This is a genomic window from Flavivirga aquatica (genome assembly GCF_001747085.1).
GTDB lineage: Bacteria > Bacteroidota > Bacteroidia > Flavobacteriales > Flavobacteriaceae > Algibacter_C > Algibacter_C aquatica.
The window spans coordinates 680,937-698,737 of sequence record NZ_MDJD01000034.1; the positions used below are offsets into that span (position 1 = coordinate 680,937).

Annotated in this window: 21 protein-coding genes; 3 read left to right on the top strand and 18 right to left on the bottom strand. The window is 28.4% G+C overall.

What is annotated here, in order from left to right:
* Positions 1-53: 53 nt before the first annotated feature.
* Positions 54-227: a hypothetical protein gene (locus tag A8C32_RS20580; protein WP_165605814.1), complete on the bottom strand. Its 174-nt coding sequence runs from the start codon at positions 225-227 to the stop codon at positions 54-56.
* 94 nt (positions 228-321) lie between these two features.
* Entirely contained in the window at positions 322-963 is a 642-nt protein-coding gene (locus A8C32_RS09095; protein ID WP_069830109.1) for a peroxiredoxin, read from the bottom strand.
* Between the two features lie 207 nt (positions 964-1,170).
* Between A8C32_RS09095 and fumC the strand changes: the two genes are divergently transcribed.
* Complete coding sequence (gene fumC, locus A8C32_RS09100; protein ID WP_069830110.1) at positions 1,171-2,568, top strand: class II fumarate hydratase; 1,398 nt, start codon at positions 1,171-1,173, stop codon at positions 2,566-2,568.
* A 316-nt stretch (positions 2,569-2,884) separates the two neighbouring features.
* Here fumC and A8C32_RS09105 read toward each other — a convergent pair whose 3' ends face one another.
* Positions 2,885-3,772, bottom strand: a complete 888-nt coding sequence (locus A8C32_RS09105; protein WP_069830111.1) for a DUF8428 domain-containing protein — start codon at positions 3,770-3,772, stop codon at positions 2,885-2,887.
* A gap of 122 nt (positions 3,773-3,894) precedes the next feature.
* On the opposite strand from A8C32_RS09105, the gene A8C32_RS09110 reads away from it, so the two are divergent.
* A complete protein-coding gene (locus A8C32_RS09110; RefSeq protein ID WP_069830112.1) occupies positions 3,895-4,905 on the top strand; it encodes a formimidoylglutamase in 1,011 nt (336 codons plus the stop codon).
* 63 nt (positions 4,906-4,968) lie between these two features.
* Positions 4,969-5,922: a bifunctional helix-turn-helix transcriptional regulator/GNAT family N-acetyltransferase gene (locus A8C32_RS21350; protein ID WP_349267237.1), complete on the top strand. Its 954-nt coding sequence runs from the start codon at positions 4,969-4,971 to the stop codon at positions 5,920-5,922.
* Between the two features lie 30 nt (positions 5,923-5,952).
* Here the strand turns inward: A8C32_RS21350 and A8C32_RS09120 are convergent, their stop codons facing one another.
* The 15 genes from A8C32_RS09120 to A8C32_RS09190 form a co-directional block, all read right to left on the bottom strand.
* Entirely contained in the window at positions 5,953-6,414 is a 462-nt protein-coding gene (locus tag A8C32_RS09120; protein WP_069830113.1) for a hypothetical protein, read from the bottom strand.
* Entirely contained in the window at positions 6,407-6,715 is a 309-nt protein-coding gene (locus tag A8C32_RS09125) for a hypothetical protein (protein WP_069830114.1), read from the bottom strand. The genes A8C32_RS09120 and A8C32_RS09125 overlap by 8 nt, the downstream gene beginning before the upstream one ends.
* Positions 6,716-6,758: 43 nt before the next feature.
* Entirely contained in the window at positions 6,759-7,331 is a 573-nt protein-coding gene (locus A8C32_RS09130) for a hypothetical protein (protein ID WP_069830115.1), read from the bottom strand.
* 42 nt (positions 7,332-7,373) lie between these two features.
* The gene (locus A8C32_RS09135; protein WP_069828596.1) at positions 7,374-8,282 is read right to left on the bottom strand and encodes an IS1595-like element ISAlg2 family transposase; all 909 of its coding nucleotides are present in this window, start codon (positions 8,280-8,282) and stop codon (positions 7,374-7,376) included.
* A gap of 47 nt (positions 8,283-8,329) precedes the next feature.
* On the bottom strand, positions 8,330-8,638 hold the full coding sequence (locus A8C32_RS09140; RefSeq protein ID WP_069830116.1) for a hypothetical protein: 309 nt from the start codon (positions 8,636-8,638) through the stop codon (positions 8,330-8,332).
* A gap of 42 nt (positions 8,639-8,680) precedes the next feature.
* Entirely contained in the window at positions 8,681-9,271 is a 591-nt protein-coding gene (locus A8C32_RS09145; RefSeq protein ID WP_069830117.1) for a hypothetical protein, read from the bottom strand.
* A 158-nt stretch (positions 9,272-9,429) separates the two neighbouring features.
* Positions 9,430-10,002, bottom strand: coding sequence for a hypothetical protein (locus A8C32_RS09150; protein WP_069830118.1), 573 nt, complete (start codon positions 10,000-10,002; stop codon positions 9,430-9,432).
* Entirely contained in the window at positions 9,995-10,312 is a 318-nt protein-coding gene (locus tag A8C32_RS09155) for a hypothetical protein (RefSeq protein ID WP_069830119.1), read from the bottom strand. The genes A8C32_RS09150 and A8C32_RS09155 overlap by 8 nt, the downstream gene beginning before the upstream one ends.
* Before the next feature lie 88 nt (positions 10,313-10,400).
* Positions 10,401-10,958 (bottom strand): hypothetical protein, encoded by a 558-nt coding sequence (locus A8C32_RS09160; protein WP_069830120.1) that lies wholly within the window; start codon positions 10,956-10,958, stop codon positions 10,401-10,403.
* Positions 10,951-11,256, bottom strand: a complete 306-nt coding sequence (locus A8C32_RS09165; protein ID WP_069830121.1) for a hypothetical protein — start codon at positions 11,254-11,256, stop codon at positions 10,951-10,953. The genes A8C32_RS09160 and A8C32_RS09165 overlap by 8 nt, the downstream gene beginning before the upstream one ends.
* A gap of 42 nt (positions 11,257-11,298) precedes the next feature.
* A complete protein-coding gene (locus A8C32_RS09170) occupies positions 11,299-11,862 on the bottom strand; it encodes a hypothetical protein (RefSeq protein ID WP_069830122.1) in 564 nt (187 codons plus the stop codon).
* Complete coding sequence (locus A8C32_RS09175; RefSeq protein WP_069830123.1) at positions 11,855-13,693, bottom strand: type VI secretion system tube protein TssD; 1,839 nt, start codon at positions 13,691-13,693, stop codon at positions 11,855-11,857. Before A8C32_RS09175 ends, A8C32_RS09170 begins: the two co-directional genes overlap by 8 nt.
* 407 nt (positions 13,694-14,100) lie before the next feature.
* Positions 14,101-15,816 (bottom strand): hypothetical protein, encoded by a 1,716-nt coding sequence (locus tag A8C32_RS09180; protein ID WP_069830124.1) that lies wholly within the window; start codon positions 15,814-15,816, stop codon positions 14,101-14,103.
* A gap of 105 nt (positions 15,817-15,921) precedes the next feature.
* On the bottom strand, positions 15,922-16,461 hold the full coding sequence (locus tag A8C32_RS09185; RefSeq protein ID WP_069830125.1) for a hypothetical protein: 540 nt from the start codon (positions 16,459-16,461) through the stop codon (positions 15,922-15,924).
* A 56-nt stretch (positions 16,462-16,517) separates the two neighbouring features.
* A complete protein-coding gene (locus A8C32_RS09190) occupies positions 16,518-17,753 on the bottom strand; it encodes a DUF6638 family protein (RefSeq protein WP_069830126.1) in 1,236 nt (411 codons plus the stop codon).
* Between the last annotated feature and the right edge of the window lie 48 nt (positions 17,754-17,801).

The following is a 17,801-nucleotide window of genomic DNA, read 5'->3' on the forward strand; positions in this document are numbered from 1 at the left end:
GTATAAAAAAAGGAAGCTAAATTAGCTTCCTTTTTCATATTTTATATTTATCATTAAGCTTGACGCTTAGCTTTTTTCTCTTCTTTTATTTCTTTAAATCTTTCAATTAAAGAACCTCCTATCCAGTAAGGAATAACAAAAGTTAATAAAAATATCATTAACCAAAATCCTATAGTTAAAATGGTTAAAAAAGCTAAAAATCCTAAATATTGATCAAAATCAAACATAATTGTAATTGTCTTTAAAAAAATCTGTAGCAAAGATACTGCAAAGGTATGTGTTATACAATATCAAATTAAAATTTATTAACAGTCTTTTTTATTAATCTAAATTTGGCTGTGGCGTTAACCTTAAATAAGGCTTCACTTCTTTAAATCCTTTTGGAAATATACTTGGAATATCTTCTGTTGCTACCGCAGGAACAACAACACAATCATCACCATTATTCCAATTAGCTGGTGTAGCCACTTTGTGATATGCTGTTAGCTGTAAAGAATCTATCACACGTAATAATTCATCAAAATTTCTCCCAGTAGATGCAGGATATGTTATCATTAATTTCACCTTTTTATCTGCTCCAATAATAAATACAGAACGTACAGTAAAATTACTATCTGCATTTGGGTGAATCATATCATAAAGCTCAGATACTTTTCTATCTTCATCTGCTATAATTGGAAAATTAACTGTTGTTCCTTGAGTTTCATTAATATCTTTAACCCAACCAATATGAGAATCTAATCCATCCACGCTTAGTGCTACCACTTTTACATTACGTTTATCAAAATCTGCTTTATACTTAGCTACAGTTCCTAATTCTGTAGTACAAACAGGAGTATAATCTGCTGGATGCGAGAATAAAACTCCCCAACTATCTCCTAACCAATCATGAAAATTTATAGTACCTTCTGTTGATTGCGCTGTAAAATTTGGTGCTTCGTCTCCTAATCTAATTGTTGCCATAATATTTTTATTTAATAATTTTTATAATTAAATCTAATTAATATTTTAATATATCTGTAATTAGCTAAGATACTTGTTTTTCAAATAATTTTAAAGCTATGCGTGTTATATAATTCTTAAAAAACTCTATAAAAAACTAACAAAAATCATAATAAAAAACATGCTAAAAGAATTAACTTAGCGGTTTAAAATTAAATCACAACTAAAATGAGTTATAGAATAGAAAAAGATACTATGGGTGAGGTAAAAGTACCTGCCGATAAACTTTGGGGAGCACAAACAGAACGCTCTAGAAACAACTTTAAAATTGGCCCTTCAGCTTCTATGCCATTAGAAGTTGTATATGGTTTCGCTTATTTAAAAAAATCTGCTGCCTACACAAACTGTGAGCTTGGAGTTTTAGATATTGAGAAACGTGATTTAATAGCACAAGTTTGTGACGAAATATTAGAAGGTAAGCATGATAATCAGTTTCCTTTAGTAATTTGGCAAACAGGTTCTGGTACGCAAAGTAATATGAATGTTAATGAAGTAATCGCTAATAGAGCTCACCAATTAGCTGGACAAACAATAGGAAAAGGAGAAAAAACTGTTCAGCCAAATGACGATGTGAATAAATCACAATCTTCAAATGACACCTTCCCTACTGGTATGCATATAGCTGCTTATAAAAAAGTAGTTGAAACGACTATTCCTGGTGTTAAACAATTACGTGATACATTAAAGAAAAAATCCAAAGATTTTAAAAATGTTGTAAAAATTGGTCGTACACATTTAATGGATGCAACACCTTTAACGCTTGGTCAAGAACTTTCTGGATATGTAGCACAATTAGATTATGGCATAAAAGCTTTAGAAAATACATTACCACATTTAAGTGAATTAGCACTTGGAGGTACCGCTGTTGGTACTGGTTTAAATACGCCAAAAGGCTATAGCAAGCGTGTTGCCGAATATATTGCAGAATTTACAGGACTTCCATTTGTAACAGCTCCTAATAAGTTTGAAGCATTAGCTGCTCACGATGCCATAGTTGAAACTCATGGTGCCTTAAAACAGTTAGCTGTTTCTTTAAATAAAATTTCTAATGATATTAGATTAATGGCTTCTGGACCAAGAAGTGGTATTGGAGAGCTTATAATTCCTGCTAATGAACCTGGGAGTTCAATAATGCCAGGAAAAGTAAACCCTACTCAATGTGAAGCGTTAACAATGGTTTGCGCACAAGTTATAGGTAATGATGTTGCTATTGCTGTTGGTGGTATGCAAGGACATTATGAATTAAATGTATTTAAACCTGTAATGGCAGCAAATATTTTACAATCTGCTCAATTAATTGGTGATGCTTGTGTTAGTTTTGACGAAAATTGTGCTGTTGGTATCGAACCAAATAATGAAGTTATTACAAAATTATTAAATAATTCCTTAATGCTTGTAACTGCTTTAAATACCAAAATAGGCTATTATAAAGCTGCTGAAATAGCAAATACTGCCCACAAAAATGGCACAACGTTAAAAGAAGAAGCTATTAACTTAGGTTATGTTACGGAGAAAGAATATGATGCTTGGGTAAAACCTGAAGATATGGTTGGTAGCTTAAAATAAGTACAAACTACATAATAAAATAAAAAACAGGTAATTAATAAAATTACCTGTTTTTTTTGGTTGTTTAGTTAATCAATCTTATAAATCATCTGATTTAAAAAGAAATCAAGTCAAATATATAATTTAACATAATATTAGCAATAAAAAATGTTAATTTTTTTAACAATAATTTCACGTTTAAAAAAATGATTCTAATCAATTTGGCTAAAACACTCTTATTTGTTACTCTTTCTTGATGAAATTATAGAATAAAAAAACCTCAAACTTTAAAGTTTGAGGTTTTAACTGTTAAGAGTTATATCTCTGTATTGCTTGCTTATTTTAAAGTAAATTCTGAGCTAGATACTAAATCTTTTTCATTAAATACATTAACAACATAACGTCCTTTTTCAAATTTATCTTTTCCTTTTGAAGCTACAAACTCACATATGTTAAGGTTTGCATTTTCGTAGTTAAATTTACTAATTATACTATAATTAAAAACTTGACCTCCAACAAACTGAGCTTGTTCATTTAAACCTAATGTCGTGTTTTTAGGATCTATAACTTGAACATATAATTCATGATCTCCAGCTTGTACTAAAGTGTTTTTTGCTACAGTAAAACATACTCTAATTTTATCTACTCTACTAGCTCTTTCTGTTGGTATTAATTTACCTGAAGTTCTTTCAATTGCTCCATAACCTTTTAAACCAATTGTATTTAAAACAGCTGCATTTTCTACAACTTCTGCTAAAGCATTGTTTTGTACTAATAAAGAGTCTGTAAAAATACTGCGCTCTTCTAAACGTACTCTTGTACTATCTAAAGATGTTGCTAAATAAGAATTCTCTACTCTTAAAGAATCATTTTGAGCTAATAATTTATTCATCTCTTTTTGAAGTGATGCATATTTTCTTTTATACCTCCATAAGCTCTTTACATTTGTTTCAGAAATCTTTAAAGAGTCAATTAACCCTTGAATACGTGATCTAGCATCAATTAAGTTTTTATTTGCTATATCATTCTCTCCAATAGCTTCATCGTACTGCTTAGCCATAGCATTTAAATCATTCATCACTAACTGCTTTTGTTCAGTTAGTTCTTTTTTTTCACTGCTAGATTGCTTATAAAGGTTCATGCTATAAAAGGCTGTTCCTAAAAATAAAACTAATGCAACTCCTAATGCTATCTTAAGCCCCATACTCTTTTTGTTGTTTTCCATAATTACTTGTTTTTAATGTTATTAAAAAATATCAACTTGTTTAATTTTAATACTTTATTTTTATCAGAATTATAAATAAATAATAATTTATTTTTAAAATTCTAAAAATTTATTTACCCACAATGGATAAGCTCATTTTATTCGACAATACTACTAAAAATAAACTATTAAACAAACGCTCTGGTGAATCTAAATTTGGGGAACATATTAAATCATTATCCAGCATTTCAAATATATACGACCAACTTAGAAATTTAGATCTTACCCATGTAATAATCGGTTTACCAGAAGACGTAGGTGTGTTCTCAAATCATGGTAAAACAGGCACTTACAAAGCATGGAACGCTACACTGAAAGTTTTACTAAATATCCAGAATAATGAATTAATACATGCTAATCAGGTTTTAATTTTAGGGCATTTAGACTTTTCATCTGAGTTATTAGAGGTTTCTAAACTAAATATTTCTCTAAAAAAAGATGTTTTGAAGGCTAGAAAGCTCGTTGAGACCATCGATACTTATGTTTCTCACATCATTTTTCAAATTATTTCGGCTGGAAAAAAACCGATAATTATTGGAGGTGGTCATAACAATGCATACGGAAATATTAAAGGGACTTCTCTAGCATTAGGAGCATCTATTAATGCTGTTAATTTTGATGCGCACTCCGATTTTAGAGCAGAAGAAGGTCGTCACAGTGGTAATGGTTTTAGTTACGCTTTAGCAGAAGGTTTTTTAAGAAATTATTACATCTTTGGCTTGCATGAAAATTATACTTCAGATAAAATTTTTAATACATTAAATAAATCCGAAGCTATAGCATATAACACCTTTGAAGCTATTGAGGTTAGAAACGAGTTAAAGTTTAAAAAAGCCCTAGAAAACGCTTCTAAACATGTTTCTGAAACCCCTTTTGGAATTGAAATAGATTGTGATGCTATTGAGAATATACCTAGTAGTGCCATGACACCTAGTGGTTTTAGTGTTAACAAAACCAGAAAATTTTTAAACTACTTTGCAAAACACGAAAATGTACAATATTTGCATATTTGTGAAGCGGCACCTACTAAGAAAACAGCTAGTCAAGTAGGTAAACTTATCACCTATTTAATTACAGACTTTATTAAAGCATAAAATAACTTACTAAATTTAAATAATTTATATATTTGCATAAGTACTTATATAAATAACAATATTATGGATGCGTTACGAGGTTATGGTGAATTAGGTCTAGGTTCAAGATTAAAGCGAGTAAGTGAATATTTAATGAAAGAAACTCAATTAGTTTACAATCATTTTAATATAGATTTCGACCCTTACCTATTCCCTATTTTTAAAATAATTGTGAATAAAAACGGGGTCACAAATTCAGAAATACAAAATTCACTTCAATTTACCCAACCAGCAATAACACAAGCTATTAATAAATTAAATGATAAAGGATTAATCGTATATAAATCTGAAGCTTTAGATAAGCGTAAAAAAATAATATATGTATCAGAGAAAGGAAAAAAAGAGCTTTTAAGGTTAAAACCTCTATGGAAAACAATAGATAAGGTTATAAAGCAATACACCTTAGAAAGTTCATCTTCCTTAATAGAGCATTTAAATATTTTAGAAAACAAACTTAATACAACAAGTTTTAGCAAGAGTATTATTAATGATGTAGAAATACTAACTACACAACCAAATATTGATATAATTTTATATAAAAATGAATACGCTAAACACTTCTATAATTTAAATATTGAATGGCTTAAAACTTATTTTTATGTAGAGCCTTACGACGAAGAGGTTTTAAGTAACCCAGAAACACATATTATTAATAAAGGTGGACATATATTTTTTGCACGCTTAAATAATACTATTGTTGGCACAGTAGCCTTAATGCCTATTGGTAGTAATGGGCTTTTTGAATTAACTAAAATGGCAGTTTCGCCAAATTATCGTGGGCAAAAAATTGATCAGTATCTTATGGAATATTGTATCAATTATGCTAAAAAAATAGAATTACCCAAACTTATACTATACTCAAATAGAATACTTGAAAATGCGATCTATATATATAGAAAATATGGTTTTATTGAGCTACCGCTTGAGACTGAAACACCTTATGCTCGTAGTGATATAAAAATGGAATTAGTTTTTTAATCATCTTTATACAAAAATTCATCTAAATCATTATGAAACTGTACCTATATGTAGAGTATCTTTATGTTCTGCTAGCAATTTTTCATTATAAGATTGAAATTGATTTGTAAAAAAAGTGCTTTCATCTATATAATGAACGGTATACAATATATATTTTTCAGCTTTTTTTGATAAAATATTCTTTTTTTTGTTATTAGAAATTTTTTCTAAAACCTCATTTTTGTTTTTGTATAACTTAATGAAATTCCCTATTGGAGTAGATATTGAATTATATTTATAATTTATTTTTATAAACGACTTCTCACTTGAAGAAATATTTTCAATTTTAATTTCTTTTGGAAAACACACTCTAACAATTCTATTAGTATCATTACTTAATATTGCATATACAGGAAAATTGGTTTCTTGTAGAGCTATTTTTACAGTCTCTTTTTTTATTTTGCCACAGGCTATAAATAAAAATAAGAATATTATTTTTAAATAATTACTCATTGATAAATATGGTTTCTATTATATAAACAACTTCATTTCTATTAGTATTGGTAATTTCTCTATATAATACAAAGGGAAGATTTCCTGATAAATCTTTTTCGATGTTAAATTCATAAAATTCATCAAAAGTATCAAAATCGCCTTGTAACAATTTATTAGCTGTTTCAATTGAAATAGGTAATAAATCCCAAGTAAAAAGATCATGATGCCACGAATTAATAACCATTCTTACAGCTTCTAACCCTTCTAATTTAGCTAAATCTATTTCTTCTTGTACATCTTCTTCTAGCCACATATCCATTTCGGCTTTTTGTTGCTGTACCAATACGCCTGTTATATATCATTTACCATTTAGCGGGAACAGTTATTTTTTCTCCAAATTTATCTTCATCAAAAAATTGAATAGATATACTATCGTTTTTGGTTAGTTTCTCAAATAACTCTTTATGCTTTTGTTTAAACTTTGAAACTGTACCTATATGTAGAGTATCTTGTTTTAAACTGAGTATTTTTTCTATATAAGGTTTAAAAAAAAGTCTATTATATTTTGTTGTATCTACAAAATGCTTTGATCTAACTAGATATTCCTTAGAACTTTTAGCCTCAATATATTTTATTTTTGAAATACTTTGTTTTAATAACCTTTCTTCTTCTATTAAATACATTTTCATAGCTTTACCTTTTAATTCACTGCCATACATATATTTATAATTTAAAAAAGCATTGTCTTCAGAAAATGTATTTATAATTTCCACATTAAAAGGCAAGCTAATAGCCCAAATAGCATTCATTTTTTTACTATAAAATAAAATAATATCTTGGTTAGATTCATGAACTTCAACTTTTATAGATTCTTTTGTTGAACTACAATTAACTAAACAAAACGTAATTATAATTAATACTAATATTTGTTTCATTTAATTATTTATAAATATTGATTTTTGAATATCCGTTTTTACTCATAATCCAGTAATTCCAGCTATTACTAGTCTATCGAATAGTTTTTCCTCAAAATATCTTCGATTGAGTTTGTAAACAAATTCGTTTAGGTAGAGTTGTAGGTATTTGCCTTTAATTTTGTGATAATTTCCAAGTAAGTTTCGTTTGGCATTGCTTATGGTAATATGTACCCATTTCAAGGTCTCTTTAGTAGTTTGTTTATCTGATTTTTCACTAATATGTAGTTCTACAAAATCAGCAATATCAACATATGAAGTACTTTTATCAGTAAAAACAATGCTTTGTTCGTCTAAAGACTCTTTAACAGTATCATTTACACCATCAGCCTTATGATCTGTCAGCACTTTGGCTTTAAAGTAGCGACATTGGCGATCCTTCTTGTTGGTTTTCGGGTCTTCTAAGGGAGTGGATTCTGCCATTATCATTACGTTTTGCTTTCCTACTGCACCACGACCTCTTTTTCCTTTTTGTTGCTCTATTTCAGAAGATTCGACCGTAAAATAACCTTCATCCATTTCAATCATACCTTCTAAAGTATAGCGGGCATCTCTGTTACCCATTGCTTTACGAAGTTTATGAACCATCGCCCAGACAGGTTCATACCTTTTTAAACCAAGCTGTTTCTGGATTTCTTTAGAAGAAAATCCTTTCTTGGTAGTAGTCATCAAAAACATTGTCTTATACCATATCATAAAAGATAGATTAGAATTTTGCATAATAGTACCACTTCTCAAAGATGTACGGGCTCTACAAGATTTGCACTCATAGCTCCAAACAGCCTTTATCCAATAGTGATGAGTATGACCACAACGCTGGCATTTAACTCCTATCTTATCTCTTTCTTGCTTAAAATGAGTACGACAAGCTTCTTCACTATCAAAATGGGCGGTAAAACTAAAAATATTCATGACTTGTTTTTTTAACAAAATAAGCATTTTTAATCAATTATTAGTAATTACGGATATTCAAATATTGATTCAATAATTTCAACTGGAATTTCTTTATTTTCATTTTTTAACCTTCTAAATAATATTGTAATGTTTTCATTATAGCTTTCAATACTAGAATCGTAATTTAAGAGGTCATCAAAAGTATTAAAATCTCCTTGTAACAATTTATTAGCAGTTTCATTTGAGATTTTCTCTAAATCCCAAGTAAAAAGATCATGATGCCACGAATTAATAACCATTCTTACAGCTTCTAACCCTTCTAATTTAGCTAAATCTATTTCTTCTTGCATGTCTTCTTCTAGCCACATATCCATTTCGGCTTTTTGTTGCTGTACTAATACACCTGCTAAATCTCGTTACCACTTAACAGGTACAGTTATTCTCTCTCCTAATTTACCATCATCTAAAAATTGAATAGATATACTATCGTTATTTGTTAATTTTTCAAATAATTCTTTATGTTTTATTTTAAACTCTTTTACCGTACCTATATGTAAAGTGTCTTTATTTTCTGCTAACATTCTTTTTATATAAGGTTTGAATTGTTGTTGGGTAGTTTTCGTTGAATCTAGAAAATGTCTAGTGTAAATAATAAAGCTTTGGTTCTTTTTTGATAAAATACTTTTCTTACTACTATTAGATATCTTTTTTAAATTATTTTCAATTTCCTGAAAGAGTCCAATTCTATAATCTCTACCAATAGGTATATTTTCATATATATACCTAATTTGGTTAAAAGATTTTTCATAAAATGAATTATTTTTAATTACAACTTTATTAGGAAATTGAATATTTATTATATCCCTTTTGTTATCCTTAGCCGATTTTATAATTATATTATAATTTGTTTTATATTGATTAATTATTACATTTTCTCTTGTGCTACTACAATTAAACATTGTAAAAATTAAAAACCAATAAAATAATACTTTAAATATTTTATTCATTAATAAATATTGTTTCAATAACATAATTGGTTTGTCTGACTTTAATTGTTTTACAGAAAAAAAAAATCTTGTTGTTTACAACAACATAATATTAAGAATATAATCGGATAAAAAAATAATTTATTCATCTATAAAAAACACTTCAATTACAAATAACTTTACCATTTAACAGGAACAGTTATTCTTTCCCCTAATTTATCATCATCTAAAAATTGAATAGATATGCTATCGTTATTTGTTAGTTTCTCAAATAATTCCTTATGTTTTATTTTAAACTCTTTTACCGTACCTATATGTAAAGTATCCTTTTTTTCTACTAGCATTTTTTCTATGTATAATTTAAACTCTTTTTGAGTAACTTCTAAAGTATCTAGCCTAAACCAAGAGTAAATTAGGTAATCAATACAGTTGTATGGGGCAATTGTTTTCTTTTCATTATTTTTAATTTTAATACTCTCTTCTCCTTGCAACCTGTAAACATCTTCACCTATTCCTTTTGAGTATGGATTGTACTCATAATCTATTTTTATAAAAGATTTTTTCTCAATAGAATTATTTTTTACTTTTATTTTAATAGGAATATTTACCCTGAAAATCTTTTTAAATTTTTTATTAATTCTTATAATAACATGTTCATCACTATTATAAGTTGTAATCGTTGTTTTATCACTTTTACAGCTAATTACAAGGATTAATAAAAATACACTTAAAACTTTAGTTTTATTATTCATCTATAAAAAGTGTTTCAATTATGCAAATTAATTTATCATTACTAGTGTCTTTAATTTCTCTATAAAGAATTTCTATATTATTAAAACCTGTATCATCAATATCTCTTCTACTAAACTCTTCTAACTCCTTAAAAGTTTTAAAATCACCTTGTAACAATTTATTAGCAGTTGCATTTGAGATTTCCATTAATTGCCAATTAAGGCTTTCATTATGATTCCAAGTGTTAATCGCTTTTCTTGTAGCTTCTAGACCTTGTAATTTGGCGAGGTCTATTTCCTCTTGTACATCTTCTTCTAGCCACATATACATTTCGGCTTTTTGTTGTTGTACTAATACACCTGCTAAATATGCAATAGGTGAAAGTGGCTCAAAATCTAATTTATTGGTGAATTAACAATTAATAATTAACTGGAATTTTTATATTTTCTATTTTCTTGTCGTATTTTATTCTAATATGAAGTGAATCTCCTATTGTCATTTTATTTATTAAAGCACTATTTTCTTTATTAAAATCTTTAATATTTCCAATATTTATCTTATTTCTTATATTATCTTTTTTTATATATTTTTCAAATAATTGTTGCACAGCTTTGGTTGAATCTATAGCTTGTTGAGTATACAATATGTATATATCATTATCTAAAGACTTAATTTGTTTGTATTCTGTTTTACTTATTTCTATTAAAGCGTTCTTTTCTTTTTTATAAAGTAAAGAAGCTTTAAAGCTTTTTATATCATTTTCCCAGTAAGCTATAGATGAAAATGATATGTTTTTATTTGAAACATTTTTTAAATCAATACCAAAAGGATAATCAATACTTATCACTTTTCCTTTGTTTAGTCTTATAAATACATCTTCATTGATTTCTTTACAGCTTACTTCAATTTTCTTTTTTGAAGAATAACAACTTGTTAACAGTAAAGATATTACTATTATATATAATATTTTATTCATTAATAAAAATGCTTTCAATTATGTTAATATCAGTTTCTTTGTTTTTATCAAACATAATTCTGTATAATATTTCAACAGACTTGATTGGATAATCAAAATCGTGCTTTTCTAACTCTTTAAAAGTCTTAAAATTCCCTTGTAACAATTTATTAGCAGTTTCATTTGAGATTGCCATTAATCGCCAATTAAGATTTTCATTATGATTCCAAGTGTTAATTACTTTTCTTGTAGCTTCTAGACCTTGTAATTTGGCGAGATCTATTTCCTCTTGTACATCTTCTTCTAGCCACATATCCATTTCGGCTTTTTGTTGTTGTACTAATACACCTACTAAATCTCTTTACCACTTAACAGGAACAGTTATTCTTTCCCCTAACTTACCATCATCTAAAAATTGAATAGATATACTATCGTTTTTGGTTAGTTTCTCAAATAATACTTTATGTTTTATTTTAAACTCTTTTACCGTACCTATATGTAAAGTGTCTTTATTTTCTGCTAGCATTCTTTTTATATAAGACTTGAATTGTTTTTGAGTAGATTCTAATGAATCTAAACGATATCTTGAATATATTATATACTCATTAGAAGTATATGGAGTTATATTTTTCTTTAGATTATTCTTAACTTCAATTAGTTCTTTTCCTTTAGAAATATAAATATCTTCACCTATCCCTTTTGAATATGGAGTATACTTATAATCTATTGTGATAAATGATTTATTTAAAATTGATTTATTTTTTACGCTCAATCCTATTGGAATATTTATCCTAAAAATTTTTTTGTATTTTTTACCTAGTTTTATAACAACTGGATTTTTTTGTTCAAAAGAGGATAAAGATTCTTTTTTATTTGCACAGGCACTTAAAATAAATATAAGTGCATATATTAATGTTTTATTCATGTATAAAAATAGTTTCAATAATATAGTCCTTTTTGTCTACATTGAGATTTTTCATTTCTCTATATAATATCTCTATCTTAGAAATATCAGAAAACTCTAAATCATTTTCAAAATTCTCAAGTTTTTTAAAAGTATCAAAATCACCTCGTAACAATTTATTAGCTGTTTCATTTGAGATTGCCATTAATTGCCAATTAAGATTTTCATTATGATTCCAAGTGTTAATCGCTTTTCTTGTAGCTTCTATACCTTGCAGTTTGGCGAGGTCTATTTCCTCTTGTACATCTTCTTCTAGCCACATATCCATTTCGGCTTTTTGTTGTTGTACTAATACACCTGCTAAATCTGCAATAGGTGAAAGTGGACCGAAATCTAAAGGTAGGGGTTTTGTTGTGTCTAAATCTTCTCCAACAGCTTTGGTTAGGTTAAAAATATCGAAAACATGACCTAAATTTTTAACCATACCTAATACAGTAACACGTTTTCCGCTTTTAGAAAAATAATCGTATTGACTAATCCCTTTAGTTGTAATATGTGGTTTATTAACGTGTTTATAGCCAAAATCTTTTCCTTTTTGTACATTCTCGAAAGCCTCTCCTATATTGTCATAAATACGTTTGTATTCGTAAATTAGTCGTCTGCCTTTATACACTTTACCTAAATTATCGACCATATAGCCTTTTTTAAGTTTAGCAAAAGCAATTTTTTTAATTTGCTTTTCGGCTTGTTTTGTAGCTATTTCTAAGGCTTTATCTTTAATTTTTTTTGAAGCAAATTTCTTCCCAAATTCCATGAGTAACATTGGGTCTCCATTATAGTTAATAAATTCTGGTAGATTATGTGTAGGTGTTGGCGTTTTAAAATAAAGTGTTCTGGTAGATTGGAATACATCTAAATAGTTGTTTGTACTTTCTGGAAGGCTTTTTTCTAACTCATCTTTATAACTAACTTCCCAATACAATTCTATACTATGATCTAAAGGAACTGCATTGTCTTTATCATCTTGGATTAAACTATCCCAGTTTTCTTGTAAAATAAGTTCTACTGTGGCTTTGTTGTTTTTAACTGTGGCTTTTTTTATAACTTCTTCTTCTGGAAATTTTCTGTCGTCGGGATCTATAACATCTTTTAAAAGAGGTCCAAAAAATATATATGTACTATGGTTATAATCATATTCGGCAAGACTTAACTTTATTTTTTCGCCATCCTTAATATCTTTAGTTTCTACATGAAAATAAGCCGTTTTACCAAGATTAGATTTTCGCAAAGGTTTTTTTCCTTGTTTATCACTTGTCCAATACCCTTTAACTAGTTCTGGGTTCTTTTCCTCTTCTACTGCATTTACTGGCGATTTATATGTTTTATCTTTATCAGATTGTGTTAGCCACCAACCAAATATATTTTTGGTTGCTCCATTATTAATAATTTGGGTTGCAGATTTAAACTCTATATTTACAACGTTATTCGTTTCTTCATTTTTAATATTTTCCTTTACTGCATGAAAAACCTCTTTAAAATTAGAAATATAACTATCTAGTAGTTCTAGACTGCGTATGTTATAATCTTCATCATCATAAATATTAATGAAAACTTTTTTATAACTTTCACTATCTGTTGGATTTTCTAAGTCCCAGTTTTTATAGCGTTCGTCTATAGATAAAATTTCTTCTAAAAAACGCATGGTTTCATAATTGGCTTCTAAGGTTATTTTTACGCCACCGCCTAAAACCATTGTTTTGGGTTTACCTTTTTTATCACATTTTCGCTCAAACTTATAGGATAGTTTAAGAGGCGCTACTTGTAGTCCTAAATAAATTACTTCACATCTCATTTATATGCTCTTATTTTCACTCACAATTTTTCGTAAGTCTTATTGCCAAAAATAGAGTATATATCTTATTTACAAACACACTTTTACCTACAATTAAAATAATTAATGATTCTTAAATAAATACATATTCCTATTGAGAAGAAATAGATAATTATGCTATAATAATTTGAATAATATTAAAATTTAGTAATATAATACACAAACAAATACCTGTGATTATGGGATATAACGTAAATTAACATAAAACACTGTAATGACTTATATAAACTTACATGTTGTTATTACAATAATAATCTAATAGCCTCTTTTTTGTAGCTTAATTTTTAAGCTTTTTAATTTTTAATAATTTTTATCAAAAAACTCATTTATTACAATCTGTTTCTCATATGATACACAACATACAACTACTACTCCCCCAACCCTTTCAAAGAATCAATTTGCCTTTGGAGTCTTTCAATAGCTTCTGTTTTCTTATTTTCTTGTACTTGTTTCAATGAATCAATTACAGGAATAACCACTATAGAATCCATAGATTGTTGCATAACATCAATACTTTTAGTTTCTTCTTTAAAATAGTACCCAATGCCTTCACTAGAGCGCCATGCTTCATTTAATTGATCGTACACCGTTTTATCCCATTGGCTTGGGTGTTTTACATCAACCCAAACCACATCTCTGTATTCGCTATCTACTAAGGCTAAATCTGGAGTTGCCGATCCATCAAAATTATCTGATCCTTCTCGTACAGCAGAAATGGTACCTAAAAAAAACATACGCTTTCTTCCTGCTATGTCTTTAATATAAGGTCTAAACTCTACAGGTTTATTTACAGACCAATCAAATTCCTTACGAGATTCTATAACTTTTAATGGCATTGCAGAAACACCTGCGTAGCCTTGCTTTTTTGATGCATGATCGTAGTAATAGAAGTTATTACTACCATCTGCAGGTACAAATACACTATACGTTAAACTGGTACGCTCGTTTCCTACGGGCTCTAAACCAAACCAGTGGTATAAACCACTATAAGCATTGGTATCTGTGTCTGAAAAATTAAAATCGGTAACAAATGGTTGCTGATTTTGGTCGTCTGCTAGATCTGGAATTTTTACAGCGGTTTTCATATTCCAAGGTAAAGGATCGCTAAATCCTCCTAAAAACTTTAGAGATTCGGCTTGTAAACGCGATACTTTTTCTGCTAAGGTATTTTGCCCTATTAAATAAGGATAATTATTCATCTCTTCTGGACTTATATAAGTGCCTTTTCCTATTAAAATACGCTCTATATAATCGTTAAAATCATGTGCTCCGTTTTCAATAACCATAACACCTCCAAAGGTTGGATATGGAAATAAAAAACCTTTCCATTTAATTAGACTAACCACTTCTACCCATTTTCCAGAATCGTTTTTCATGTAATAGGTATCGCTAGGCTCTAAAGTGAATAACTGAAATATATTAAAACGCTGTACTACGGCATTATATGTATTTCTACTAAACTTTAAAGATTCGCCTATAGAAAAGGTTACTGGAATTCTATTTTCACTAGAAAACCTAGGAAATGGCGTGGTGCTGGATACTGCAAAAACTTCTTCGGTATTATCTGTCATACCTTGCCAAACATACTTTTCGGTAGGTTGTATGGCCATAGTCCATTTGTTTTCATTACCAACTCTTACTAAATGTGGTAAGGATACATCTTTGGTTTCTCCCACACTTTCGTTTGCCATAGAAAACACGTTACGTAACGGTTGGATGCGTTCGTTTTGGGTTAACGGTAATTCGTTAATTTCAATACGGTTTAAATTATTAAAAACATTGTAAGTTTTCATATAATCATACATTTTAAAATGCCAACCTACAGCATATAAAACACCAAAGAAAACAACTAATAAAGCTAAAATACCTAGTCGCCCTCCTGTGCTTGCAGATTTTCTAAACTTTCTTAAACCCAAAAACAGTACAAGACCACTTAATAAAATTATAAAGATGAATTTTCTAATGAATAACAATGCTGGTTGATAATCGTCTCGTAAAACAAATAATGCTATTAATAAAATTAAAGCAGCAATCACCGTTATTCTTTTTTGCTTCTTCCCTTTATTCCAGTAATTTTTTATCATTTTATTTTGTTTGTTATTGCTTAAATTTTAATGCTCTAAAAACTCTAGCAATTTATTTTCTGTTAATTTATATAAGAAATTTTTTTAGTCTTGCGCAAGATTAAATTATAACAATCCTTTGTCTTTTAAGCGTTCTCTAGCACTTTTCTCTTCTGTTTTTAGTGCTTTGTCTTCCTTTAAGGTTTCAACTGGAGACTCACTTACTTTATCGTCTCGCTTTAAATCTTCTATAAAATCTTTTCCTTTTTCAATGGTATCATGAACCATATCTTCTATTGAGTCTGATTTCTCTTCAATAACTTCGCTAGATTTTAATATGAAATTTGCTAAATAAGTACCTATTAGTGTCCCTACAATTAGTGTAGCAAATGCAGAAATACCATTATAGCCCATAAAAACAGCAAATGGTGTTAAAAACTGAATAATAAGACCTAATAACAAAAAGAAACTAACCACATAAATTAACCTTGGTAAAAAAGCTTGTTTGTATACAAAGCCTTTTTTATTTGTTGATTTCATTTGAAGTGCTTTGCTATTAAACAACTTATTAAAAAACCGATATATTTTATTGCCTTTAGATTCTCTCCAATACAAAAAGATTCCAAATAATATAGCTGCTATAAAAATTACTAATTCTAATCCCATATTTTTTCAATTTTGAAGTTATCCCTTCTTCACGCTACTTTATTAGTCTATAATTACTATATATTGTTACTAATGGTTTCTATAACCCATTCTTTAAATGAATCGTCCCAGGTTTTAAAACTATTATAAAAATCTTCTTTATCGTACCAATACCAGTATAAAACATCTTTTGGTGATATATTTACTAGTAACTTCCATATTAAATCTTGGTGTTTTGCTTCTAACGATGAATGTGGTTTATGTAAAGCTTCAAATAGTTTTATATCTACAATATCTGCTATTTTATATTGATTACTAGTTTCTAATTTTTCCAAATAACGCTCTACACCCATGACCTTTTTACGAGATTCAATATCTAATTTATTAAGGTAACTTTTATATAAAATAGGGTCACTTAAAATATCTCGTGTTGGATGTTGTAGGTCTTTTAAATGCAAAAACATCTCATATTTCTTAATACGTTCGTAACGTTTTGTTTTAACTTCTTTTTCTAGATTGTATTCAATAATCATATGGTCCCGTAATTTATCCATTAATTGGGGCTGATCGATATGGTAAATCAATACATCGTAACTTGTGTCTTTTATGGCTTCGTTATGCCATGTTTCATTTTCAAAAACAACTATTGGAGAAATAAAATCTCTTAATAGATACACGCCTCCAAATGCTTTAGTATAAAAGGAATCTGTTGTAAATTGAAGTTCGTGTAAATCTAAATCTCTATGACGTAAATCGCCATATTTTTTTGCTGATTCTAAAAGTTTTTTGTGTAATGTCTCGTCAATAAAATTATTTCCTTCATTAAAAGTATCAATCAACTCTAATTGTTGTTTTTTTACTTTTTCTAAATTATTAATAAGATGAAAACTTATGGTTACTTGATTGTATTTTAAAATATCTAATGGTTCGTAAAAAGCATCAATATTTTGATCGAAATCAATACAAATCGCACAATCTCTGGTAATATCTTTTATTTTATTGCCATGAACTTTAAATACAAACTTCATCATGTCCCTATCGAAAGTATGAAAGGGCGAATACACTGGTTTTCCTTTTTGTAATGGCGAAATAATAATACCATGCGGGTTGGCATCGCCATTATTTAAATATTTAAAATCTTCCTTTTCTTCTGCAACTTCTGGGCTCCAGCCCATACCGTCTATATGGAATGCTTTTAATTTTGTTTCTGTAAAGCCAAGTTTAACCAAGCATTTATTATAGCGTTCTACCAGCTTTCCGCTTACAGGAATAAGTTCACTTCTATATAAATTGGCTTCTTTTAGTTTGTTCATTTTATTATCAAGTTAAAAGGCTATAAATTAATAAATTTCATTTCTTTA

Excerpts from the sequence above, each read along its gene's own strand:
- A8C32_RS20580 (WP_165605814.1), bottom strand. The coding sequence starts at position 227 with ATGTTTGATTTTGATCAATATTTAGGATTTTTAGCTTTTTTAACCATT.
- A8C32_RS09095 (WP_069830109.1), bottom strand. The coding sequence starts at position 963 with ATGGCAACAATTAGATTAGGAGACGAAGCACCAAATTTTACAGCGCAA.
- fumC (WP_069830110.1), top strand. The coding sequence starts at position 1,171 with ATGAGTTATAGAATAGAAAAAGATACTATGGGTGAGGTAAAAGTACCT.
- A8C32_RS09105 (WP_069830111.1), bottom strand. The coding sequence starts at position 3,772 with ATGGAAAACAACAAAAAGAGTATGGGGCTTAAGATAGCATTAGGAGTT.
- A8C32_RS09110 (WP_069830112.1), top strand. The coding sequence starts at position 3,895 with ATGGATAAGCTCATTTTATTCGACAATACTACTAAAAATAAACTATTA.
- A8C32_RS21350 (WP_349267237.1), top strand. The coding sequence starts at position 4,969 with ATGGATGCGTTACGAGGTTATGGTGAATTAGGTCTAGGTTCAAGATTA.
- A8C32_RS09120 (WP_069830113.1), bottom strand. The coding sequence starts at position 6,414 with ATGAGTAATTATTTAAAAATAATATTCTTATTTTTATTTATAGCCTGT.
- A8C32_RS09125 (WP_069830114.1), bottom strand. The coding sequence starts at position 6,715 with ATGGATATGTGGCTAGAAGAAGATGTACAAGAAGAAATAGATTTAGCT.
- A8C32_RS09130 (WP_069830115.1), bottom strand. The coding sequence starts at position 7,331 with ATGAAACAAATATTAGTATTAATTATAATTACGTTTTGTTTAGTTAAT.
- A8C32_RS09135 (WP_069828596.1), bottom strand. The coding sequence starts at position 8,282 with ATGAATATTTTTAGTTTTACCGCCCATTTTGATAGTGAAGAAGCTTGT.
- A8C32_RS09140 (WP_069830116.1), bottom strand. The coding sequence starts at position 8,638 with ATGGATATGTGGCTAGAAGAAGACATGCAAGAAGAAATAGATTTAGCT.
- A8C32_RS09145 (WP_069830117.1), bottom strand. The coding sequence starts at position 9,271 with ATGAATAAAATATTTAAAGTATTATTTTATTGGTTTTTAATTTTTACA.
- A8C32_RS09150 (WP_069830118.1), bottom strand. The coding sequence starts at position 10,002 with ATGAATAATAAAACTAAAGTTTTAAGTGTATTTTTATTAATCCTTGTA.
- A8C32_RS09155 (WP_069830119.1), bottom strand. The coding sequence starts at position 10,312 with ATGTATATGTGGCTAGAAGAAGATGTACAAGAGGAAATAGACCTCGCC.
- A8C32_RS09160 (WP_069830120.1), bottom strand. The coding sequence starts at position 10,958 with ATGAATAAAATATTATATATAATAGTAATATCTTTACTGTTAACAAGT.
- A8C32_RS09165 (WP_069830121.1), bottom strand. The coding sequence starts at position 11,256 with ATGGATATGTGGCTAGAAGAAGATGTACAAGAGGAAATAGATCTCGCC.
- A8C32_RS09170 (WP_069830122.1), bottom strand. The coding sequence starts at position 11,862 with ATGAATAAAACATTAATATATGCACTTATATTTATTTTAAGTGCCTGT.
- A8C32_RS09175 (WP_069830123.1), bottom strand. The coding sequence starts at position 13,693 with ATGAGATGTGAAGTAATTTATTTAGGACTACAAGTAGCGCCTCTTAAA.
- A8C32_RS09180 (WP_069830124.1), bottom strand. The coding sequence starts at position 15,816 with ATGATAAAAAATTACTGGAATAAAGGGAAGAAGCAAAAAAGAATAACG.
- A8C32_RS09185 (WP_069830125.1), bottom strand. The coding sequence starts at position 16,461 with ATGGGATTAGAATTAGTAATTTTTATAGCAGCTATATTATTTGGAATC.
- A8C32_RS09190 (WP_069830126.1), bottom strand. The coding sequence starts at position 17,753 with ATGAACAAACTAAAAGAAGCCAATTTATATAGAAGTGAACTTATTCCT.